This is a genomic window from Parapedobacter lycopersici (assembly GCF_024643285.1).
GTDB classification, from domain to species: Bacteria; Bacteroidota; Bacteroidia; order Sphingobacteriales; family Sphingobacteriaceae; genus Parapedobacter; species Parapedobacter lycopersici.
Window position 1 is genome coordinate 351,819 of record NZ_JAMSLW010000002.1, and the last position, 21,423, is coordinate 373,241.

Annotated in this window: 23 protein-coding genes; 16 read left to right on the top strand and 7 right to left on the bottom strand. The window is 50.1% G+C overall.

The features are described 5' to 3' along the window. The first annotated feature begins 72 nt into the window (after window positions 1-72). The 10 genes from NEV57_RS05615 to NEV57_RS05660 all read left to right on the top strand — a co-directional run bounded on the left by NEV57_RS05615 (window position 73) and on the right by NEV57_RS05660 (window position 8,694). Complete coding sequence (locus tag NEV57_RS05615; RefSeq protein ID WP_257657319.1) at window positions 73-729, top strand: epoxyqueuosine reductase QueH; 657 nt, start codon at window positions 73-75, stop codon at window positions 727-729. A 180-nt stretch (window positions 730-909) separates the two neighbouring features. Next, window positions 910-1,452: a YceD family protein gene (locus tag NEV57_RS05620; RefSeq protein ID WP_257657320.1), complete on the top strand. Its 543-nt coding sequence runs from the start codon at window positions 910-912 to the stop codon at window positions 1,450-1,452. Window positions 1,453-1,465: 13 nt separating this feature from the next. After that, window positions 1,466-1,657 (top strand): 50S ribosomal protein L32, encoded by a 192-nt coding sequence (gene rpmF, locus NEV57_RS05625; protein WP_257657321.1) that lies wholly within the window; start codon window positions 1,466-1,468, stop codon window positions 1,655-1,657. A 102-nt stretch (window positions 1,658-1,759) separates the two neighbouring features. Next, the gene (gene plsX / locus NEV57_RS05630) at window positions 1,760-2,698 is read left to right on the top strand and encodes a phosphate acyltransferase PlsX (RefSeq protein ID WP_257657322.1); all 939 of its coding nucleotides are present in this window, start codon (window positions 1,760-1,762) and stop codon (window positions 2,696-2,698) included. Between the two features lie 4 nt (window positions 2,699-2,702). Beyond that, complete coding sequence (locus tag NEV57_RS05635; RefSeq protein ID WP_257657323.1) at window positions 2,703-3,698, top strand: beta-ketoacyl-ACP synthase III; 996 nt, start codon at window positions 2,703-2,705, stop codon at window positions 3,696-3,698. A 126-nt stretch (window positions 3,699-3,824) separates the two neighbouring features. Then, a complete protein-coding gene (gene accB / locus NEV57_RS05640) occupies window positions 3,825-4,301 on the top strand; it encodes an acetyl-CoA carboxylase biotin carboxyl carrier protein (RefSeq protein WP_257657324.1) in 477 nt (158 codons plus the stop codon). A gap of 71 nt (window positions 4,302-4,372) precedes the next feature. After that, complete coding sequence (accC, locus tag NEV57_RS05645; RefSeq protein WP_257657325.1) at window positions 4,373-5,713, top strand: acetyl-CoA carboxylase biotin carboxylase subunit; 1,341 nt, start codon at window positions 4,373-4,375, stop codon at window positions 5,711-5,713. A gap of 40 nt (window positions 5,714-5,753) precedes the next feature. After that, on the top strand, window positions 5,754-6,638 hold the full coding sequence (tatC, locus tag NEV57_RS05650) for a twin-arginine translocase subunit TatC (protein ID WP_257657326.1): 885 nt from the start codon (window positions 5,754-5,756) through the stop codon (window positions 6,636-6,638). Between the two features lie 10 nt (window positions 6,639-6,648). Next, window positions 6,649-7,089, top strand: coding sequence for a ribose 5-phosphate isomerase B (rpiB, locus tag NEV57_RS05655; RefSeq protein ID WP_307876395.1), 441 nt, complete (start codon window positions 6,649-6,651; stop codon window positions 7,087-7,089). Window positions 7,090-7,125: 36 nt separating this feature from the next. Next, the gene (locus tag NEV57_RS05660; RefSeq protein ID WP_257657327.1) at window positions 7,126-8,694 is read left to right on the top strand and encodes a M28 family peptidase; all 1,569 of its coding nucleotides are present in this window, start codon (window positions 7,126-7,128) and stop codon (window positions 8,692-8,694) included. Between the two features lies 1 nt (window position 8,695). On the opposite strand, the gene NEV57_RS05665 is transcribed toward NEV57_RS05660, so the two are convergent. Beyond that, the gene (locus tag NEV57_RS05665) at window positions 8,696-9,943 is read right to left on the bottom strand and encodes a DUF819 family protein (RefSeq protein WP_257657328.1); all 1,248 of its coding nucleotides are present in this window, start codon (window positions 9,941-9,943) and stop codon (window positions 8,696-8,698) included. Window positions 9,944-10,053: 110 nt separating this feature from the next. On the opposite strand from NEV57_RS05665, the gene NEV57_RS05670 reads away from it, so the two are divergent. From NEV57_RS05670 to NEV57_RS05680, 3 genes are all read left to right on the top strand, one after another. Continuing rightward, entirely contained in the window at window positions 10,054-11,283 is a 1,230-nt protein-coding gene (locus NEV57_RS05670; RefSeq protein WP_257657329.1) for an FG-GAP repeat domain-containing protein, read from the top strand. Between the two features lie 171 nt (window positions 11,284-11,454). Then, complete coding sequence (gene trhO, locus NEV57_RS05675; RefSeq protein WP_257657330.1) at window positions 11,455-12,435, top strand: oxygen-dependent tRNA uridine(34) hydroxylase TrhO; 981 nt, start codon at window positions 11,455-11,457, stop codon at window positions 12,433-12,435. Between the two features lie 15 nt (window positions 12,436-12,450). Next, entirely contained in the window at window positions 12,451-12,822 is a 372-nt protein-coding gene (locus NEV57_RS05680; RefSeq protein WP_257657331.1) for a DMT family protein, read from the top strand. Here NEV57_RS05680 and trmB read toward each other — a convergent pair. Then, window positions 12,785-13,483 carry a tRNA (guanosine(46)-N7)-methyltransferase TrmB gene (trmB, locus tag NEV57_RS05685; protein WP_257657332.1) on the bottom strand — a complete coding sequence of 233 codons (699 nt, stop codon included), beginning with the start codon at window positions 13,481-13,483 and terminating at the stop codon, window positions 12,785-12,787. The two genes, NEV57_RS05680 and trmB, sit on opposite strands and share 38 nt — an antisense overlap. A gap of 125 nt (window positions 13,484-13,608) precedes the next feature. Here trmB and NEV57_RS05690 point away from each other — a divergent pair, with 125 nt between their 5' ends. Then, window positions 13,609-14,544: a GDP-L-fucose synthase family protein gene (locus NEV57_RS05690; RefSeq protein WP_257657333.1), complete on the top strand. Its 936-nt coding sequence runs from the start codon at window positions 13,609-13,611 to the stop codon at window positions 14,542-14,544. On the opposite strand, the gene NEV57_RS05695 is transcribed toward NEV57_RS05690, so the two are convergent. From NEV57_RS05695 to NEV57_RS05705, 3 genes are all read right to left on the bottom strand, one after another. Next, window positions 14,538-15,005, bottom strand: coding sequence for a hypothetical protein (locus NEV57_RS05695; RefSeq protein WP_257657334.1), 468 nt, complete (start codon window positions 15,003-15,005; stop codon window positions 14,538-14,540). The genes NEV57_RS05690 and NEV57_RS05695 overlap by 7 nt on opposite strands. After that, on the bottom strand, window positions 14,983-15,369 hold the full coding sequence (locus NEV57_RS05700; RefSeq protein ID WP_257657335.1) for a phage holin family protein: 387 nt from the start codon (window positions 15,367-15,369) through the stop codon (window positions 14,983-14,985). The genes NEV57_RS05695 and NEV57_RS05700 overlap by 23 nt, the downstream gene beginning before the upstream one ends. 144 nt (window positions 15,370-15,513) lie before the next feature. Then, complete coding sequence (locus tag NEV57_RS05705) at window positions 15,514-15,783, bottom strand: YtxH domain-containing protein (RefSeq protein WP_257657336.1); 270 nt, start codon at window positions 15,781-15,783, stop codon at window positions 15,514-15,516. 352 nt (window positions 15,784-16,135) lie between these two features. Between NEV57_RS05705 and NEV57_RS05710 the strand changes: the two genes are divergently transcribed. Continuing rightward, a complete protein-coding gene (locus tag NEV57_RS05710) occupies window positions 16,136-17,323 on the top strand; it encodes a glycosyltransferase family 4 protein (protein ID WP_257657337.1) in 1,188 nt (395 codons plus the stop codon). A gap of 89 nt (window positions 17,324-17,412) precedes the next feature. Next, window positions 17,413-18,951, top strand: coding sequence for a YifB family Mg chelatase-like AAA ATPase (locus tag NEV57_RS05715; protein ID WP_257657338.1), 1,539 nt, complete (start codon window positions 17,413-17,415; stop codon window positions 18,949-18,951). A gap of 3 nt (window positions 18,952-18,954) precedes the next feature. Here NEV57_RS05715 and NEV57_RS05720 read toward each other — a convergent pair whose 3' ends face one another. Together NEV57_RS05720 and NEV57_RS05725 are read right to left on the bottom strand one after the other, a co-directional pair. Continuing rightward, on the bottom strand, window positions 18,955-20,622 hold the full coding sequence (locus tag NEV57_RS05720) for a sodium/sugar symporter (RefSeq protein ID WP_257657339.1): 1,668 nt from the start codon (window positions 20,620-20,622) through the stop codon (window positions 18,955-18,957). A gap of 148 nt (window positions 20,623-20,770) precedes the next feature. Further along, window positions 20,771-21,394: a rhomboid family intramembrane serine protease gene (locus NEV57_RS05725; RefSeq protein ID WP_257657340.1), complete on the bottom strand. Its 624-nt coding sequence runs from the start codon at window positions 21,392-21,394 to the stop codon at window positions 20,771-20,773. Between the last annotated feature and the right edge of the window lie 29 nt (window positions 21,395-21,423).

Here is a 21,423-nt window from a genome sequence, read left to right on the forward strand (position 1 = left end):
TTCACCAAACCCGGAGATTCTACGTTGCAATATTTTCAGTAATATTGCAGGGTGAAACAAGGAAAGATCAAGATGACTGATACCGCATTTACCCGAGAAAAACTGGAGCTGCCCAACGGCGAGAAAAAACTGTTGCTCCACTCCTGCTGTGCCCCCTGTTCCGGCGAAGTAATGGAGGCGCTGATTGCATCGGAAATTGATTTTACCATTTATTTTTACAACCCGAACATCCACCCCCGCAAGGAATACGACCTGCGCAAGGAAGAAAATATCCGGTTTGCCGAAAAATACAACATCCCGTTTGTGGATGCGGACTACGATGCGGATAACTGGTACGCCCGCGCCAAGGGGATGGAACATGAACCTGAACGTGGTGTCCGTTGCACGATGTGCTTTGACATGCGCTTTGAGCGTACGGCACTTTACGCCCATGAAAACGGCTTTCCGGTGATCACCAGTTCGCTTGGGATTTCCCGCTGGAAAAATTTCGACCAGATTAACGATTGCGGATTACGGGCTGCTGCGCATTATCCGGGCATCAGTTACTGGACCTACAACTGGCGCAAAAAGGGAGGTTCCTCACGGATGCTTGACATCAGCAAGCGCGAGAAATTTTACATGCAGGAATATTGCGGATGCGCCTATTCGCTGCGCGACACCAACCATTGGCGGCTCGAAAACGGCCGGGAGCGCATTGAGCTTGGCAAACAATATTACGGGGAAGAATAAAATCCCCGCGGCGTAATAACCGGTTTTGCTTTACGCCGCCGTGCGACAGGGCGTTTATGCACCTGTCGGTGATTCCAACCGGACGAACCGGCTGTCCTTTTACGCAGCGATATACATGCTTTAAAAAAAGTTTTATATCTCCTATTTTATATTTACCTTTGCAGGCTCAATTGTGGGATAGTGAAGTACCTGAAAAAATATCGGATCCCCTTTTCGGGGCTGGCGTTGGGCTCACACGATTTTGAGTTTGACATTGACCGCGCGTTCTTTGATTGTTATGAATACTCGATCGTAAAAGACGGTAATCTCCGGGTACAGGTTAACCTACTCAAACAGGAGAACATGATGGTCCTGCAGTTTCACATCACCGGGACGGTTTCCCTGCAATGTGATGTGTGCCTGGCTGATTTTCCGGCGAAGACCGATATTCAGGAGCGGGTTATCGTTAAATTTACGGACGAGGACCTGTCGGAAAACACGGATGAGATCATCGTGCTTTCCAAACATGAGCATGAACTGGATATTGCGGGGCTGCTGTACGAATTCATCAACGTATCCGTACCGCACTACAGCAAGTGCAGCGAGCAGGGCGACAACATAACATGTGACCCCGAGGCGCTGGCCAAATTGGACGGCCTGGCAACAAATCAAAACCAGGAAGAAGAAACTAGTAAACAAACAGACCCCCGTTGGGAGGCATTGAAGCATATAAAATACAATTAAATAACAATACGAGATGGCACATCCAAAACGTAAGACATCCAAATCACGGAGAGACAAAAGAAGAACACATTATAAAGCGGAACGTCCCAGCTTGACCACTTGTAAGGAGACCGGTGCAGTGCACCTTCCCCATCGTGCATATTTGGTAGATGGTAACCTGTATTACAACGGCAAACTGATTATCGAAAACACCACCAGCGCCTAAGTTGATCTTTCAAAAAATTGAACATCCCATAACGTGTAACTAATTTTTTATGCGTTACTTTGGGGTGTTTTTGCGTATTATTGGATTGAAAAACAATAACGGATGAAGATCGGTTTAGATATATTGGGTGGTGACTTTGCGCCGGAAGCAACAATACAGGGAGCCATCCTGGCATCAAAACAATTAGCCGACGGACAACAGCTCGTGCTCATCGGCGACGAGCAGATTGCTAAACAACACATCGAACAAGCAGGGGGAAATCCTGCTTTTTTTGAATACGTTCATGCGCCCGACCAGATCGGGATGAATGAACACCCTACCAAAGCCATCGCCCAAAAACCAAATTCAAGCATCAGCGTGGGATTCCAGCTGCTCAAAGAGGGTGCGATTGACTCCTTTGCTTCCGCCGGAAATACCGGCGCCATGCTGGTAGGTGCTGTGTTCAGTGTCAAAACCATTCCCGGCGTTCTCCGGCCGGCCATTGCCACGAATGTCCCCAAGATTAAACAGGGGTTCGGTATCCTGCTGGATGTTGGGGCTAATGCCGACTGTAAGCCTGAAATGCTTCCGCAGTTCGGACTGCTGGGCAGCTTGTTTGCCGAGCATGTGTATGGTATCCAGTCGCCTGCCGTAGGATTGCTCAACATCGGCGAAGAAGAGGAAAAGGGGAATATGCTTACACTGGGGGCGTACCCCCTGATGAAAGACAATAAACGCATCAATTTTATTGGTAATGTAGAAAGCCGCGAACTGTTCAGCGATAAAGCCGACGTGGTGGTCTGCGACGGATTTGCGGGCAACGTGGTGCTTAAGCTGGCGGAATCGTTTTATATGCTGACCCGGAAAAAAGGATTCAGTGATTCTTTTTTCGATCGGTTCAATTATGAACAATACGGCGGAAGCCCGGTACTGGGGGTAAATGCTCCTGTTATCATCGGACACGGGATTTCCAGTCCGGAAGCTATCAAAAACATGGTTTTGCTCTCCAAAAACATGATTGAGTCCGAGATTATTGAAAAAATCAAATCCGCTTTCAACTAAAACTATGTCAAAAATTCACGCTGCCATTACGGCTGTAAACGGGTATGTGCCTGACTATATCCTCACCAACCAGGAACTGGAAACCATGGTCGACACCAACGACGAATGGATTACAACCCGTACCGGCATCAAAGAACGCCGGATACTGAAAGGTGAGGGCAAGGCTACATCCGACATGGCGGTACCCGCAGTAAAGGGGTTGCTGGAAAAAAGGGGCATCGGTGCCGAAGAAATTGACCTGATCGTTTTCTGCACCTGTACGCCGGACATGCCCTTTCCTTCGACGGCCAATATCCTGGCTGATAAAATAGGCGCCGTTAATGCCTGGGGATTTGATCTGCAGGCCGCGTGCTCGGGGTTTATTTACGGATTAACCACCGGTGCCCAGTTCATTGAATCGGGCATGCACAAAAAAGTACTCGTGGTGGGTGGCGACAAAATGTCGTCTATCATCAACTATAAGGACCGTACAACCTGCATCATCTTCGGTGACGGGTGCGGTGCAGTGCTGCTGGAACCGAACACCGAAGAACTCGGCGTAATGGACTCCATCCTTAAGAGCGATGGATCGGGCTGCCCCTACCTTAACATCAAAGCCGGCGGGTCTCTCCATCCCGCGTCGCATGAAACGGTCGACGCCGGTATGCACTACGCTTACCAGGAAGGCCGCACGGTATTTAAGTTCGCCGTAACCAACATGGCTGATGTGGCCGCGGAAATCATGGAACGCAACCGCCTTACCGCCGATGACGTCACCTGGCTGGTGCCGCACCAGGCCAATAAGCGCATCATCGATGCAACAGCCGAACGCATGGGACTGGATGAAGACAAAGTGATGGTCAATATCCAGCGTTATGGCAATACCACGGCAGGCACTATACCACTCTGCCTGTGGGAATGGGAAAATCAGCTTAAAAAGGGGGATACCCTCATCCTGGCCGCATTCGGCGGGGGGTTCACCTGGGGAGCGGTTTACCTGAAATGGGCCTACGGAGCCTGACCAGGGTAAACGGGGAGGACCCAATACCTCCCGCAAAGCCCATTGCAATGGAAAATAAATCCGGTATTTATTGTTGAATAACGGATTAGATTAATATTTTTGAGTTATTATCAAACCTGCTGAATAATGAGTATGGACATCAAACAGATTCAAGATCTGATCAAATTTGTCGCCAAGTCAGGCGTCAATGAAGTAGCTATCGAAGAGAAGGATTTCAAGATTACAATAAAAACAAACAAAGAGCCGACGTATGTGACGGCTACCATCCCCACTGCTGCTGCCCTGCCGCAGCAGGTTGCTGCCCCCGTTTCGGAGCCGGCAGCACAGGCAGACAATACCCCGGTAAAGGAAGATCTGTCCAATTACGTTACCATCAAATCACCGATGATCGGCACATTTTACCGTGCAGCCGGACCGGATAAACCGACATTTGCCAATGTTGGCGATGACATCAGCGTAGGTAAAGTCGTTTGCATTATCGAAGCCATGAAGCTCTTCAATGAAATTGAATCGGAAGTTTCCGGAAGAATTGTGAAGGTGCTGGTTGACGACGCCCAGCCGGTGGAATACGATCAGCCGCTGTTTTTGGTTGAACCGAAATAAGGTTACACTTGCTAAAACCATTTTCATAGGACAGGCGCCAAATGGGTCTGTACTGATTTATCGCTAAATACATGTTCAAAAAGATACTAATAGCCAACAGGGGTGAAATTGCATTGCGCATTATCCGCACTTGCCGCGAAATGGGTATCAAAAGCGTAGCCGTATATTCCACGGCCGACCGTGATAGCCTGCATGTGCGCTTCGCCGACGAGGCCGTCTGCATCGGCCCGCCGCCAAGCAAAGACTCTTACCTCAACATACCCAATATTATTTCGGCAGCTGAGCTGACCAATGCCGACGCCATCCACCCGGGCTACGGATTCCTTTCGGAAAATGCCCGTTTCTCATCCATCTGCAACCAATACGGGATCAAATTTATCGGTGCAACTGCCGAACAGATTGAACAGATGGGCGATAAGGCCTCCGCTAAGGAGACCATGAAAAAAGCCGGTGTACCGACCATTCCGGGTTCGGATGGCCTGGTAAAGGATATTGCTGCAGGCATCGCCATCGCTAACGAGATCGGCTACCCCGTGATATTAAAAGCCACGGCAGGCGGCGGCGGACGTGGCATGCGCATCGTGTGGAAAGATGAGGAGTTTGAACCGGCCTGGGATTCTGCCCGGCAGGAAGCGGGCGCCGCTTTCGGCAACGACGGAATTTACCTGGAAAAATTCGTTGAAGACCCCCGGCATATCGAAATACAGGTGGTGGGCGACCAGTACGGAACCGTATGTCACCTGTCGGAACGCGACTGCTCCATCCAGCGGCGACACCAGAAACTGATTGAAGAGGCGCCTTCGCCCTTTATCACACCTGAACTGCGCAAAGCGATGGGCGAAGCCGCTATTAAAGGGGCTAAGGCCGTCAATTACGAAGGTGCGGGCACGATCGAATTTCTGGTAGACAAACACCGCAATTTCTATTTCATGGAAATGAATACCCGTATCCAGGTGGAACACCCGGTTACGGAGGAGGTAATTAATTTCGACCTGATTAAGGAACAGATCAAGGTGGCGGCGGGCATTCCCATCTCGGGTACCAACTACGAGCCCACCATGCACGCCATCGAATGCCGCATCAACGCCGAGGATCCGTTTAACAATTTCCGGCCATCGCCCGGAAAAATCACCAACTTCCATTCGCCCGGCGGTCATGGTGTACGCCTGGATACCCACGCGTATTCCGGATACGTGATTCCGCCTAATTACGATTCCATGATTGCCAAACTGATCTGTGTGGCACAAACCCGCGAGGAGGCGATAAGCACGATGGAACGGGCACTGAGCGAATTTATCATCGAAGGGGTGGAAACCACGATTCCGCTGCACCTGCGGTTGATGCGCGACCCGAATTTCAGAGCCGGCAATTTCACCACCAAATTTATGGAGACCTTTGATTTAAGTGAATAATACCGGATGTATCCGGAAAAAGGCGGGCTAATACGTTATCATGAGTAAATTGTCTGGAAAAAACCTGATCGATACCATTAAGCAGAAGGGCAAGAACCTGGAAGCTGAAATGTCTTTTTTTGACCACCTGGAAGTATTGCGCTGGCACCTGGTCCGCTCGGCCATCGCTGTCATGGTCTTCATGATCCTCGCTTTTGCATTTTATGATTTTATCTTCGACGATATCATCATGGGACCGAAAAGCGGTGATTTCTGGACGTACCGGATGATGTGTAAAATTGCCGAGGTGTTTAATACGCCCGGATTTTGCGTTACGGAAGTGCCGGGCACGATCATCAATACCCAGATGGCCGGACAGTTTATCATGCAGATCAACTCCTCGCTGATTATAGCGCTGGTACTTGGTTTTCCCTACCTGCTGTATGAGGTATGGCTGTTTGTGAAACCTGCCCTCACCGACGTTGAACGCAAGTCTGCCAGTGGTTTCGTGTTTTACGCAACCCTGCTGTTTGTCATCGGTGTACTGTTCGGGTATTATGTCGTTGTACCGCTGGCGGTTAATTTCCTCGCCAACTTCTCCATCAGCGATGACATTTCCAACACCATTACGATTGACAATTACCTGTCGTTTGTGGCTACATTGACACTGGGCTGTGGCATTGTGTTCGAATTGCCGATCATCGTCTTTATCCTGTCGAAAATTGGTATACTTACTCCGCAGTTCATGCGCGCATCCCGGCGGTATGCCGTGGTACTTATCCTGCTGATTGCCGCAATGATTACCCCTACCCCGGATATTATCACCATGCTGACCGTGAGTTTCCCGATGTTTTTACTCTATGAACTGAGTATTGTTGTGGCGACCCGCGTGCATAAACGTAAAATGAAACAAGACCTCGATTTTTACCGGGGTGAAGACAATTAATCCTTCAACGATGACAAAAGTGAAAACCGTGGCTATCGGTGGCGACCATGCGGGTTTTGATTACAAGGCCCAATTGGTACAGCACTTGGAAAAAGCCGGATATACAGTCAGGGATTTTGGTACAGCCAGTGCGGATTCGGTAGATTATCCCGACTTTGCCCACCCGGTGGCAACCGCGGTGGAAACCGGGGCGTCCGAACTGGGTGTGCTGATTTGCGGCAGCGCAAATGGTGTGGCCATTACGGCCAATAAACACCAGGGCATCCGGGCGGCAATCTGCTGGCAGGAAGAGCTCGCTGCACTGGCACGCCAGCACAACGATGCCAATATCGTATGTATTCCGGCCCGGTTTATCGACATCGAATTGGCAAAAGCCATCGTTGACCTGTTTCTGAGCACCGATTTTGAAGGTGGCCGGCATAACAACCGCGTCCGGAAAATATCGTGCTGAGCATAAACGCGATACCCAACAAAATACTGTCAATACATGAAAAGCTTACTGCCTTTACTTTTCCTCATTCCTGCGTGTTACGGATGCATTATGGCGCAGGATCCGGTACAGCAATACGCTGCCGAGATTACCCCGGAAACAGCGAAAGCACACCTTACCACGCTCGCTTCGGCCGCTTTTGAAGGCCGCGGTACAGGCGAGGAGGGTGGCGAGAAAGCGGCCGCTTACCTAGCGGAAGAATTCCGTAAACTCGGACTCACCGGACCGGTATCCGGCTCGTACTACCAGCCTGTTGAGTTAACCAGGAATGTGGCTAAGGGCGAATTACGGATCAACGGAACCGAATTTACCAATGGTAAGGATTTTTACCTGATTGCGCCCGGACCTGAAACGACTGTCAACACCCGGGAGATTGTATTTATTGGCTACGGCATCAGCGATGCGAAGTATGACGACCTTAACGGCGTGGATATTGCAGGTAAGGTGGTGCTGGTCATCAATGACGGCGAACCGATGGATGCGCGTGGCCGTTCCCTCATCACGGGTACTGACGCACCTTCCGAATGGGCTACCTCCCGTACCAAAAGACTCCAGAACGTGCTCTCGAAGCAACCTAAACTGGTATTGGCGGTATCCAATGGGCTCGCCGAGGCGTTGGCGCGTATGGGGGGACAGACCACCCGGCCGCGCATTACGCTGGCAGAAGACCGCACGCAGCAAAACGCGGCCACAACTGCGGTGGCCAACATCAGCCCGGAAATGGCGGATGCTTTATTGCAGCAGGCCCGTACCACCCTGGGTACGTTAACCAAAAAAATTACACGCAGGAAAAAAAGCCAGTCTGCCACCTTCGCGGTAACTGATTTCAGTGCCACGTTCGGGTCGTCCTCCGAACCTTTCACATCTAATAATGTATTGGGCTACCTCGAAGGGACGGACCTGAAGAATGAGTTACTGGTGATCTCCGCGCATTACGACCACGAGGGCAACCAGGACGGCGAGATCTTTTTTGGTGCCGACGACAATGCATCAGGCACGACGGGCGTATTGGAAGTGGCCCGCGCTTTTGCCAAGGCAAAAGCGGAAGGACACGGACCGCGCCGCAGCATCCTCTTTATTGGGTTTACCGCCGAAGAAAAAGGGCTGCTCGGATCCAATTACTACGGACAGCACCCGGTTTTCCCATTGGAAAATACAGTCGTTAACCTCAACATGGACATGATCGGCCGCATAGACGATAAACACCTTCAGGGGAATCATAACTATGTTCATGTTATCGGGGCCGACAAGCTGAGCTCCGAGCTTCATGCCATCAATGAAAAGGCCAATGCGACTTACACGCAAATGGAGCTGGATTACATGTACAACGATCCCCGGGATCCCATGCGGATCTACTATCGCTCGGATCAGTATAATTTTGCCAAGTACGGCATTCCGGTGATTTTCTATTTCAGCGGACTGCATCCCGATTATCATACACCGGCGGATACACCTGATAAGATCAATTTCGAGATGCTGACGAAACGGGCGAAATTAGCCTTCTACACGGCCTGGGAAGTAGCCAACCGCAACAACCGGCTGGTGGTGGATTCCAATAAGCAGTAAATTACGGGGCAATCCATTGCATAAGAATGGCCGACAGGTAACCGCCGTATGTTCCAACGGCATACCCCAGCACGGCCATCAGTACACCTATGGGTACCAGTGCCGGATGAAATGCCCCCGCGGCAACAGATGCCGAAGCAACACCCCCGATATTGCTCATGCTGCCTACCGCAAAGAAAAAGAACGGTGCACGGATAAGCTTTGCCACGACTACCATGATGGCCACATGGAACAGCAGCCAGGTGACACCGACCAAGAAGAGCCCCGGATTGTCCAATACAGCGAAAATGTTGATCTGCATGCCGATCGTGGCAACCAACACGTAGAGAAAGACGGTAGCCAAACGGGAGGCCCCGACCTGCTCCAGCCGGCGGGCTTTGGTAAATGAAAGCCCAATACCCATTAGTGTTGCAAGAAAAATAAGCCAGAAAAAACTGGACGTTAGGCTGAACCGGTCGAGTTGCGGTGCATTTTCAGCAATGTAACTCGCGATCGGTCCCGACAACAGGTGCGAAATCCCTGTCACACCAAAGGCCACCCCCAGCATGATAATGTAATCCTTGACCTCGGGAGTTTTGTCTTCCGTCCCCCGCAGGGTTTCCATTCGCGCGGTCAGCTCTTCTACTTCATTGCCTTCTACTTTAAAATAACGATCGAGCTGTTTATGTTTATCGGCGCCGTAGAGTATCAGCGCCATCCATCCGTACGCCACAAATACATCCACCGCCACGACGGCTGCAAAAATTTCAGGAGGCGGTTCAAAAATACGGAACAGGGCGGCCTGGTTGGCCCCGCCCCCGATCCACGAGCCGGCCAGGGTAGCCAAACCTTTCCATACTTCGCCACCTACAACCTGGGGGGCAAACAGCGAAAAGATCCAGACAGCAAGCGGACCACCCAGGATAATGCCGATCATACCGGCGAAAAAAAGCAGGCCCATTTTTTTGCGGAGCTTCCAGATTTCCCGGAAATTCATATTCAGTGTAAACAATACGAGACATGCCGGCAGTAGGTAGTTCGAGCTCATGTCATATAGCTGCGAATCGCTACCGGATATCACCCCGAACGAGTTGAACAGACCGGGGACAAAATAGCAAAGCAACAGGGGGGGCAGGATCGAATAAAACTTTTTTAACCCCGGGTGGTTACTGTTAGCGGTATAAAAGATAATGGCAAGTATCACCATTAATAATCCAAATATGCCGCCATCCTGTTGAATCCAGGCGGTGTTCGTTACGGTTTCATCCATGGTTTATCAGCTAAATGCATTTGGGTTTATATACCAAAGGTAATAAAAAGGGATAAGTATAAAATTATTTACTTTTGCGTAATAACGGAAACGCACCAATCTCAACAACCATGAAGACAATTCATCTCCGCCAGACAACCGCAAAATGCATGTTTATCATTGCCGCCGCCACGACCTCCCTCTACGGTTGCGCCGTTGCACAGTCCGATGAAACCGCTTACTTCCGCGACGTAACCGCTACCCATGTGCCTGCCGATCCGGACGCCCATGCATTGGATGCTGCATTGGCCGACGTGGATAACGATGGCGACCTGGACGTAATACTGGCATTGGAGGCCGCACCCAACCGCCTGTATATAAACGACGGAAATGGGGTGCTGACTTGGAAAAAGGGAGCTTTCACCGAGGTGTCTCACGATATGGAGCATATCCGGATCGCGGACATGGATAACGACGGTATCCTCGATTGCATCTTCGTTGCGGAGGATGACCAGAACCACGAATACTACCTGGGTAATAGCGACGGCACCTTCCGGGATGTAAGCGACAGGTTGCCTGCCAAAAGCGAAGGAAATGGACTGGATGTGGGCGATGTGGATGGTGATGGCCTGCCCGATATTGTTGTTGGGAATTCAGGGGCGGCTGCCCAGAATTTCCTCTGGATCAACGATCCGGACCGGCCGGGTTATTTCATTGACCGGACGAAAACGCACCTTCCTGCGGTGGAAGACCAGACCCAAAGCATTAAACTGGCCGACCTGGACGGTGACGGCGACCTGGATATGGTGATCGGCAATGAAGTGCCTCCCAACCGGCTGCTGCTCAACGATGGCCAGGGCCGTTTCACCGAGCATGCGGATCAGCTGGACTTACCCACACCTCTGCACACCCGTGAGGTGCTCGTTTTTGATGTCGATAATGATGGCGACCTGGATATTGTATTTGCCAACCTGACCAGCAATGGCGGAGAACGGGACAAGGATCCGCGTACACGGTTGCTCCTTAATGACGGCAATGCCCGTTTCACTGATGTAACCGAATCGCAGCTGCCCAATAATACCTTTTCCACTTACGCGGCTGCACCTTTTGATATTGACCGGGACGGACATCCAGACCTGTTGCTGAGTGCGATGAAAATTCCACCGTTCGAAGCCATGCAGGTACACGCCTACCGTAACGACGGCAAGGGAAATTTCACCGATGTAACCGGCGAAGTAATCCCCGAAACTACCGTGGGAAGAAGCTGGGGGATTGCCGTCGGCGATCTGAATGGTGATGGGCTGCCGGATGTCTTTATAGGCGGCTGGGGCTCCCAGGCCAGGTTGCTGTTGGCTAGGTAATCGCGCTGTACGGCCGTGAAAAACAGTCGGAATTCCCCGGACTGCACTGCCATTGGCCGGACGGAAGCACTTTCGATCCGGATTTTAGTTGATTGTGTATTTTTCTTGATATTCCGTATTTTTGTACCCGATTAAACATTAAACGCCGTTTGCAGCGGTATCAATGAACTGATGAAAAAATACCAGACCCTGCTGTACTATTGCTACAGCCCGATTACCCACGCGGAACAGTTTGCCGCGGATCACCTTTTATTCTGTCAGTCCCTCAATCTGGTCGGCCGGATTATCGTTGCCGATGAAGGACTAAATGGTACGGTCTCCGGTACTCCGGAAGCGTGCCGGACTTACATGGATGCGCTACATGCCGACGAGCGGTTCGCACATACAGACTTCAAGATTGACGAGGTTGACCAGCCGTCATTCATCAAAATGCACTGTCGTTACAAACCGGAGATTGTGCATTCCGGACTACGCGACCCGAAAGTCATTGACCCGAATACGGAAACAGGCAAACACCTGGAGCCTGCCGAATTTATGGAGATGAAAGACCGTGATGACGTGATTGTGCTGGATGTACGCTCCAACTATGAACACCAGGTCGGCCGGTTTAAGAATGCCGTAACACTCGATATCGAAAACTTCCGTGAATTCCCCCAAAAGATCAATGAGCTTGCGCAGTACCGGGATAAAAAAATCCTGACCTACTGCACCGGCGGAATCAAATGTGAAAAGGCCTCCGCACTGCTCCTGAAGGAGGGGTTTAAGGACGTGTACCAGCTGCATGGCGGCATTATCAAATATGGCAAGGAAGCCGGCGGGAAAGACTTTGACGGTAAATGCTATGTTTTTGATAACCGGGTAACCGTGGACGTGAACCACGTTAACCCAAAGGTTATTTCACAATGCCTGAACTGCGGCGCGCAGACCGACCGGATGATTAACTGCGCCAACCCGGAATGCAACGAGCACTTCACCCAATGCGAAGCCTGCGGGTGGAGCATGGAAGGCTGCTGTTCAGATACCTGTACAACGCATCCCAGAAAGCGCCCTTATGATGGTACGGGATATTATGTAAAACTGCCGCAGCCGGTCAATACGGAGAAGCTCAGCAAGCGCAAACAACAGCAGGCAATGCCGTCTTCATCGCTTTAACCACCACGACATACAATGCGCGCGCTCACGGTCATTCTGATGCTATGTGCATCAAACGTGTTTATGACATTGGCCTGGTATGGCCACCTGCGTTTTAAGGACATGGAGTGGGGTAAAAGCCTTGGGCTCTTCGCGATTATTCTCATCAGCTGGGCCATTGCGCTGGTGGAATATTCTTTTCAGGTGCCTGCCAACCGACTGGGCTTCCGCGGAAACGGCGGGCCATTTAGTCTCATGCAGCTCAAAATCGTGCAGGAGGCGCTTTCCATTGGGATTTTTCTGCTATTTGCCCTGCTGTTATTCAAAACGGAACGGATCGCATGGAACCATGCGGTCGCCTTTGCGCTTATTATACTGGCTGTGTTTTTTGCGTTTCTGAAGAAGTGACTTCGTTGCCACCAGCAAAACGCCATTTCAGGTAATTGATGTTTTTGTCGCTGACGAGGTATTTCCTTTCATAATAGGTTTTGATGGCAAGCACCTCATCCACGAAATCGGAACGGTAAAGGTCCGTCGTTTGCACCAGTGGCTCCAGTCCGAGCTCCGTTAATTTTTCCAGCGTATATGCATGCAACCCATCATTGTCTGTTTTAAGGTGCATGTTTGCGCCTGGACGGAGTACCTGCTGGTACCGGGCCAGAAAAGACGGGGCCGTTAGTCGCTTTTTTTCCCTGCTTTGCTGCGGCTGTGGATCGGGGAACGTGATCCAGATTTCGTGCACCTCCCCGCGATCGAAATAGTCGAGCAGTGTTTCGATCTGAATACGGAGAAACGCGACATTGGGAATGTGTTCTTCCAGCGCCGTTTTCGCACCACGCCAGATACGGTTGCCTTTGTAATCAACGCCGATGAAGTTTTTCTCCGGGAACAGCTTTGCCATATTCACCGTATACTCGCCCTTGCCACAGGCCAGTTCGAGTACCAGGGGGTTTGCATTGCCAAAATAACCGGATGCCCACCGGCCCTTTAATTCCCTGCCTTCGTCCAGCTGAAAGACATTGCTAAACGAATTAATTTCTGCAAACTTGCGTAATTTGTCCTTTCCCATAAATATGGCGCAAAAATAGGCTTATATTCCGGCTAAAAAAAGTTTTCCCGCCGACGTCGCCGTGCGCGCTTTTTCGGGTCGTGTATACCGAACAAATTGGCTATTTTTGTATCAAAAGGGTATTTGTGGAAAAAGAGGCTAAAATATACATCGCGGGCCATCGGGGTATGGTGGGCTCGGCTATCCACCGGAAGTTAAGCGGAATGGGGTTCCGCAATTTCGTACTGCGCACCTCTGCGGAACTGGATTTACGCGATCAGCAGGCAGTGGCCGGGTTCTTTGCCACGGAAAAACCGGATTACGTATTCCTTGCAGCGGCCAAAGTGGGTGGCATATGGGCAAATAATACCTACCGGGCTGATTTCCTCTATGAAAACCTGGCAATTCAGAATAATGTCATCCATGAATCGTATGTCCATGGTGTCAAAAAATTACTGTTTCTGGGTTCCAGCTGTATCTATCCCAAGTTCGCTCCCCAGCCAATCCGGGAAGAGTACCTGTTGACCGGGTTACTGGAGCCCACCAATGAGCCGTATGCCATTGCCAAAATTGCCGGCATTAAGCTCTGCCAGGCCTACCACGATCAGTATGGCTGTAATTTTATATCGGTGATGCCTACAAACCTGTATGGCTATCAGGATAATTACCATCCCGAAAACGCGCATGTGCTACCCGCACTGATCCGGCGCTTCCACGAAGCTAAGCGCAGCCATCAACCCAGCGTGACCATCTGGGGTACCGGAACGCCAAAACGGGAATTCCTGTTTTCGGACGACCTGGCAGATGCTTGTGTGTTTTTGATGGAACGTTATGATAGTCCGGAATTGATCAATATCGGGACAGGTGCCGACATCAGTATCCGGGAACTGGCACATATGATACAGGACATTGTAGGGTATTCGGGCGACCTGCTGTTTGACACGTCCAAGCCGGACGGGACGCCCCGCAAATTAATGGATGTGAGTAAATTGCACGAACTCGGATGGTATCATACGGTTGACCTGAAAGCCGGCATCGAGCTGGCTTACGGTGATTTCCTGAAACGGTTTGATGCTCAGTAGGTCTCGCTGTCGGGTGGAATTCCGTAATCAGAGTGCCTGGCCTTACCTTTTTTTCGTTTCGCCGGTTGGATAAAATGCGTTACCTTGTCGATTACCCCCGCCAGCGTATCCCGGTTTAACACACTTGCCGCCTGCTGGGAAAGCAGCGTAACCAATGCCCGTTTAATGAATCCTGCCCTGCGCAGGAAAAAGCGGTTAAGGACTACCGGGAAACCAATCCGGAGCACCCTGGTAATCCAGTCTTCGTCGCCCTTGCGTTTCGCAAAGACACTTTTGGCCAGATCAACCCCCGGTACCCAGGAGATGGCCGACTTAACAAACCGGACAGGGGCTTCAATCTTCTCGTTGAATAGTATGTATTGATCGTTCAGATAGCTTTCCTGCTCCCGGGTTAGTACTTTAAGCCGGTCGATTTCCAGCCGCAGATCCGCCAGGTCCTTAATTTTGCTTTCCTTGCTCATCGTCTTCGGTTATTTCATCATTCCATTTCTGCAGAAAACGCTTAATGGAGAGGTTCATAAATAAGCGCTCCAAGCGGTTTTCAACGAGTGAGACCAATATAATGAGCAGTACGAAAATACCACCGGTGGCCAAAAATCCCAATGAGGAGCTGCCCAGCAGCTCACTCAGGTAGAAACCAAGCGCCAAACTCAGAAAGAAAATGACGAAGATGGCAAAAACTGCTTTAATACCGTCGACGAGTAAGCTGGCGATAAGCCGCGAAGAACGCTCCACCAGCCGAAGCTTGGCCAGCTTAAACCGCGTATCAATGTATTCCTTGCTCTTTTGAAATACACCCTTAATCGAAAACTTTTTATCCTCCATTTGCTTGGGTCAAGGTATTACTGATTCAGATGATGTGAGTTGCTATGCGTTACTTAACCCGCATAGCACACCCATGGAACAGTCCCGAAGGAAACCATCGCTGCCTGCGCCACTCGTGGCATAGGGCCGAGCCCTTTTCTATATTCAGGCGTGCTCTTCCAGCGCTTCCTCAACGGTATGCGCATTTTTGCTCAACTTGGTTTTCACCATCGCCAGCATCTTTTCTTTAAAATCATTCAGGTGATCCATTTGTTCCGCACTGCGTTCCTTCAATGCATCACCGAGATCTTTTAATGAATCATTCAGCTTGTCACGTGTTTCAGATCCCTTGTCAGGTGCAAACAAAATCCCTAGCGCTGCTCCTGCAGCTAATCCGGCCAGCAATGCTGCTACTACTTTCGTGTTATCACTCATAACTTTATTGTGTTTTGAATTGAATACAAGTCGTTTTTTTATGTTTGATCCAGCATGTCCCTTTACCTAAGCACCGCGTCGGTTAACACCTGGCTAGCTGACGGACGGCGTATGGCTTTTAAGACAGCTCCTTGCTAAATATACAAACAAATAAGCAAATCGTTTGCCAAAAAACGAAAAACATCGGCCCGTATCCGCATTTGCCTATGTGCCTGATGCATTTATCATTCGTGGCATAAATATTGCGTACTGACAATATTACAGAAGAGAAATAATTTAAAAGTCCAAAGATGCGGGCATTGTTATTTACCTTATCTTTGTGGCGTAAAACCGTACGATTACACCCTTTTATATGATAGACATTTACTTGGTCATTTTTTCTTTTTTGTTTTCGTGCGTGATCACGTTGTATGCAGTTCCTTCGATGATCAAACTGGCGTATCAGAAGCGCCTGTTTGATGATCCGGCACTTGAGGAGCGAAAAATACACAAGTATCGTACGCCAAATCTGGGAGGAATTGCCGTATTGACGTCTTTCGCTTTTACCGCCTGCCTATGCATCTCCGGCAACCTCTTACCTTATGCCAATTACATTTTTGCATCGGGTCTGCTCATTTTTTTGGTGGGCTTGAAAGACGACCTTGCTGCATTGAATCCCTATAAAAAATTCCTTGCCCAATCCATTACCGCGCTGATTGTTGTCTATTTTGCCGATATCCGGCTGACAAGCTTCTACGGGGTATTTGGCATCCAGGATATTCATCCCGTAATCAGTTACCTGTTTTCCAGTCTGCTCATCGTATTTATCATTAATGCATTTAACCTCATCGATGGTATCAATGGGTTGCTGGGCAGCGTAAGCGTGATTGTGAGCCTGACGTTCGGTTACGTTTTTTTCCGGATGGAAGAGCACGGCCTGGCGCTGCTTGCGATAAGCATGGCAGGTTCTATTTTAGGGTTTTTACGCTACAACGCTGGCCGGGCCCGTATTTTTATGGGGGATGCCGGTGCCTATACCATTGGGTTTATCATCTCTGTGTTGGCGATTCAGTTTATTGAGCTGAACAAAGCGCAGGATGCCGGGCTGACCGGTTCATTTGTACAGTCGGTGCCGGCGGTAGCCATCGCTATCCTCATCATTCCGATATTTGACACCTTGCGGGTGGTCGTGATCCGTCTGTCCCAGGGTAAGTCGCCGTTTATAGCCGACCGCAATCACCTGCATCACCGGCTGCTGGACACCGGCATGAATCATACGCAGGCCACACTGGTACTTTCGGGTTTCAATCTGCTGATTATCGGCTTTGCATTATCTTTCCAGCATATTGGTACCATTGAGTTGCTGTTGTTTATTGGGCTCATGGCACTACTCCTGAATACCATGCTCTGGTTATATGATGTACGGCAGGCCATTATGCAGTCCCAGGCGCAGGCAGCTGACGAAGTAGATAACGAAAAAATCTATCAGTTGCGTGACCACGCGCGTGAAATGACAGAAGGACCCCTGCAGCAATACGAAGAGAAACAGCACCAAAACTAAGCTAGGCGGCGTACAGCCCCGTTTCATTTTCCCCGTCTTTTTCTTTTAGTCTTTTTTCCTTAGCTTTAGGGAAAATATCAGCTAAACCTATGCTTATCAAAACTTATGGGAGTGCCGTACAGGGCATTGAGGCCACTACGGTTTCCGTGGAAGTCCATATTTCCGCGGGAATTAAATATTATATCGTCGGACTACCCGACAACGCCGTTAAGGAAAGTCTACGCAGGATTGAAAGTGCGTTAACTGCATCCGGGTTCCGGATGCCAAGGCAAAAGATTGTCATTAACCTCGCCCCTGCCGATATCCGCAAGGAAGGATCTGCGTACGACCTAGCCATTGCCATCGGTATACTGGCTGCTTCCGGCCAGCTTGTTTCCGATACATTGGCGTCATTCCTCATATTGGGTGAGCTGTCGCTTGACGGCACCATACAACCAATAAGGGGGGCGTTACCCATTGCTATTCAGGCCCGGCAGGACGGGTTCAAGGGTATACTGCTACCGGAGGCTAATGCCCGTGAAGCCGCCGTCGTCAGCGGCTTGGAGGTGTATGGCATGAAAAATATAAAAGCAGTAGCCGACTTCATCGCCGGTGCCAGCCGGCCCGGCCCGCTATCCGTGGATAACGACTCCCTTTTTCTGGAAAAAGCAGATCATTACGACAATGACTTTGCCGATGTCCGAGGCCAGGAGCACATCAAACGGGCATTGGAAATTGCCGCTGCCGGTGGGCATAATGCCGTGCTGATTGGTCCACCCGGATCAGGAAAAACAATGCTTGCCAAACGACTGCCCACTATATTACCCCCGTTAAGTTTTGAAGAAGCGCTGGAGACCACGAAAATACATTCGGTCTCGGGTAAACTTACCAACACTGCAGCGCTGATGACCGTTAGGCCATTCCGTTCGCCGCATCACACCATCAGTGACGTTGCGCTGGTAGGCGGCGGTGCCAATCCGCAGCCTGGGGAAATTTCGTTATCGCACAACGGCGTGCTTTTTCTGGATGAATTACCCGAATTCAGACGGGCCGTACTGGAGGTGCTGCGCCAGCCGCTGGAGTCGCGTCAGATCACGATATCCCGCGCCCGCTTTGCGGTAGTGTATCCGGCAAGTTTCATGTTGATCGCGGCGATGAATCCCTGTCCCTGCGGATTTCATAACCACCCCGAAAAAACGTGCGTATGCCATCCCGGGATAGTGCAGAAATACCTGGGCCGGATATCCGGCCCTTTAATGGACCGTATTGATCTCCATATTGAAGTAACCCCAGTTGATTTCAATGCATTGACCACGCCGCAAAAGACGGAAAAAAGCGCAACGATACGCGAGCGGGTTGTATGTGCACGGAAAATACAGACACGGCGGTTCAGTGCCTATCCCCATATCCATTGCAATGCCCAGATGGGCCCGCGGCTGGTACGTGACATCTGCTCGATTGACAAGGCCGGGCAGGCGTTACTGAAAACAGCTATGGAACGGCTGGGGCTGTCGGCGAGAGCATACGATCGCATACTGAAAGTATCACGCACCATTGCCGACATGGCCGGAAGTGATGGAATAGCGACCGAACACCTGGCTGAAGCCATCCAGCTGCGCAGCCTCGACCGGGAGAACTGGGCAAATTAACAATTACCAGAAAATGGTATAAATGGCAACCAGCAATCCGGCGATGATCAATGAACCGGCGAGAAAGGCCGGGTGTACCTTAAACATACTCCGGTCTACCTGAAGTCCATTCGGCACAACACCCCGTCTGTTTTCCCACACACTGATCAGGTACATACCAATCACGCAGAACACAAAGACAATCCCCATCCGGTCAATAAACGGAATTTCATAAACACCGGACCCGTTGGGTACCGCAAAACCATAAGGATACAAGAAGTCCAGGTTTACCCAGTCCGGGATAAACTTCAGGACCACCGATAGGGCAAAGCCACCTATCGTAGCAAAAAGTGCCGCATTGGAGGTTGTCTTCCGCCAGAAGAACCCAAGAATAAACATGGCAAAGATACCGGGCGATACAAAACCCGTATATTCCTGGATATACTGAAATCCACCCTTTTCAATACCGAGATGCGGGGCAATGATCACAGCCAGCACCATGGTAAATACAATGGTAATCTTTCCAATGTTGACGAGTTTTCGCTCGTCCGCTTCTTTATCAAACAATTTCTTGTAAATATCCAATGAGAAAATCGTGGCTATGCTATTGGATTTTCCGGCCAATGAAGCGACAACCGCAGCAGTAAGTGCTGCAAACGCCAGTCCCTTAAGACCCACAGGGAGCAGGTTGAGTAATACGGGATAAGCTTTGTCGGCGCGGACGACGCCGTTTACCAGCATATCTGCCTGGAAGAACCCTTCGTTGTACAGCACCCATGCCGCGATACCGGGCAACACCACAATAACCGGCATCAGCATCTTCAGAAACGCGGCAAAGAGAATACCGTTCCGCGCCGTCTTCAGGTCGGCACCCAACGCACGCTGGGTAATGTATTGATTACATCCCCAGTAGTTCAGGTTGACAATCCACATACCTCCTATTAATACGGACAGTCCCGGCAAACTGATATAGTGTTCCTGATCTTTGGTGAAAATCATGTCAAAATGTGACGGGGCTTTTTCATACAGCAGGCCCAGCCCTTTCCATATACCCGCCGTTTGATAATGGTCGGCCACCATATCCAAGGCAAGGTAAGTAGTGGCCAGTCCACCAAGGATCAGCACCAGCACCTGTAAGACATCTGTATAACCAATTACCTTCATCCCCCCCAGGGTAATGAATATTGCAAAAATGGCAATCCCGTACATGCATACGTTGAAGTTGATCGCTGAAATGGAAGAAACGGCCAGCGCACCCAGGTAAAGAATGGAAGTCAGGTTAACAACGATATACAAAAGCAGCCAAAACACGGCCATAATGGTACTCACCGTTCCGTTATACCGCTGAGCGAGAAACTGCGGCATGGTATAGATCTTGTTTTTGAGGTAAACAGGGATAAAGAACACGGCCACGATGAGCAGGGTCGCCGCCGCCAGCCACTCATAGGCCGCGATGGCCAGCCCCAGCTTAAACCCGTCGCCACTCATGCCGATAAACTGTTCAGCGGAAATGTTGGACGCGATCAGCGATGCGCCGATGGCCCACCAAGTGAGCGACCCTTCAGCCAGAAAGTAATCTTTTGTATTCAGCGCTTTGGCCTTCTTACGGTAGTAAATCCATAAGCCATATCCTGAAACAACAATAAAATAGGTCAAAAAAACCAGGTAATCTGAAAACGCTAACGTATGCATTGGCAGGCCTTTAAATTGGTTATAACGGACTACTAATGTAACTATTAATTACAAGATTCCAATAGGATGTGGTATGATTTTCCGGCAAATACGGGATCTGACACAGCCGGTCAGGACAGGGAACAAGCGTTAAGCAAACACGATGCGGTTACGCAAATTGTTCGATAAAATGCTGGATAACCCAGGGATAAAAAAGTATGGTAAGTACAATGCCAAAAACAGCACCGTAAAAGTGAGCATCGTGATTGATGCCGTCCCGTGCATTCTTTGAAGCCCAGACACAATAGCCCAGGAACAGGATCCCGAATAACCAGGCAGGCATGGGAATAATCAGGAATACCCCAAGCATCATCTTCGGATCGAACAGGATGAAGCTGAACAGCACCGCGCATATTGCGCCGGAGGCACCCAGGCTGTAGTAGGAAGGGTTATTCCGTTCTTTATACACCGTACCCACGTCGCTCAGCACCAATCCAAGTACATAGATGATCGCAAACTGCAAATGCCCCCAGCTGCTCAGGTTTGCCAATAGGGCCTCCAGTGAAAAACCGAAAAAATAAAAGGTCAGCATATTGAACAGCAGGTGTCCCCAATCGCGGTGAATCAGTCCGCTGGTCAGCAAGGTATGTAACTGTTTCCCCTTGCTTACCGTGTAGGGATGCAGCATAAACCGTTCGTAAAACTGATGATTTGAAAATGTGTAAATGCTGGTGGCGATGGTAAAGGCAAAAATAATGCTGGCCACCGGGGTTCCGATCAGGTATTGTTCCATTAAAACTGCTTAAGCTGTCGAAAATAACA

Excerpts from the sequence above, each read along its gene's own strand:
- NEV57_RS05615 (WP_257657319.1), top strand. The coding sequence starts at position 73 with ATGACTGATACCGCATTTACCCGAGAAAAACTGGAGCTGCCCAACGGC.
- rpmF (WP_257657321.1), top strand. The coding sequence starts at position 1,466 with ATGGCACATCCAAAACGTAAGACATCCAAATCACGGAGAGACAAAAGA.
- plsX (WP_257657322.1), top strand. The coding sequence starts at position 1,760 with ATGAAGATCGGTTTAGATATATTGGGTGGTGACTTTGCGCCGGAAGCA.
- NEV57_RS05635 (WP_257657323.1), top strand. The coding sequence starts at position 2,703 with ATGTCAAAAATTCACGCTGCCATTACGGCTGTAAACGGGTATGTGCCT.
- accB (WP_257657324.1), top strand. The coding sequence starts at position 3,825 with ATGAGTATGGACATCAAACAGATTCAAGATCTGATCAAATTTGTCGCC.
- accC (WP_257657325.1), top strand. The coding sequence starts at position 4,373 with ATGTTCAAAAAGATACTAATAGCCAACAGGGGTGAAATTGCATTGCGC.
- tatC (WP_257657326.1), top strand. The coding sequence starts at position 5,754 with ATGAGTAAATTGTCTGGAAAAAACCTGATCGATACCATTAAGCAGAAG.
- rpiB (WP_307876395.1), top strand. The coding sequence starts at position 6,649 with ATGACAAAAGTGAAAACCGTGGCTATCGGTGGCGACCATGCGGGTTTT.
- NEV57_RS05660 (WP_257657327.1), top strand. The coding sequence starts at position 7,126 with ATGAAAAGCTTACTGCCTTTACTTTTCCTCATTCCTGCGTGTTACGGA.
- NEV57_RS05665 (WP_257657328.1), bottom strand. The coding sequence starts at position 9,943 with ATGGATGAAACCGTAACGAACACCGCCTGGATTCAACAGGATGGCGGC.
- NEV57_RS05670 (WP_257657329.1), top strand. The coding sequence starts at position 10,054 with ATGAAGACAATTCATCTCCGCCAGACAACCGCAAAATGCATGTTTATC.
- trhO (WP_257657330.1), top strand. The coding sequence starts at position 11,455 with ATGAAAAAATACCAGACCCTGCTGTACTATTGCTACAGCCCGATTACC.
- NEV57_RS05680 (WP_257657331.1), top strand. The coding sequence starts at position 12,451 with ATGCGCGCGCTCACGGTCATTCTGATGCTATGTGCATCAAACGTGTTT.
- trmB (WP_257657332.1), bottom strand. The coding sequence starts at position 13,483 with ATGGGAAAGGACAAATTACGCAAGTTTGCAGAAATTAATTCGTTTAGC.
- NEV57_RS05695 (WP_257657334.1), bottom strand. The coding sequence starts at position 15,005 with ATGAGCAAGGAAAGCAAAATTAAGGACCTGGCGGATCTGCGGCTGGAA.
- NEV57_RS05700 (WP_257657335.1), bottom strand. The coding sequence starts at position 15,369 with ATGGAGGATAAAAAGTTTTCGATTAAGGGTGTATTTCAAAAGAGCAAG.
- NEV57_RS05705 (WP_257657336.1), bottom strand. The coding sequence starts at position 15,783 with ATGAGTGATAACACGAAAGTAGTAGCAGCATTGCTGGCCGGATTAGCT.
- NEV57_RS05710 (WP_257657337.1), top strand. The coding sequence starts at position 16,136 with ATGATAGACATTTACTTGGTCATTTTTTCTTTTTTGTTTTCGTGCGTG.
- NEV57_RS05715 (WP_257657338.1), top strand. The coding sequence starts at position 17,413 with ATGCTTATCAAAACTTATGGGAGTGCCGTACAGGGCATTGAGGCCACT.
- NEV57_RS05720 (WP_257657339.1), bottom strand. The coding sequence starts at position 20,622 with ATGCATACGTTAGCGTTTTCAGATTACCTGGTTTTTTTGACCTATTTT.
- NEV57_RS05725 (WP_257657340.1), bottom strand. The coding sequence starts at position 21,394 with ATGGAACAATACCTGATCGGAACCCCGGTGGCCAGCATTATTTTTGCC.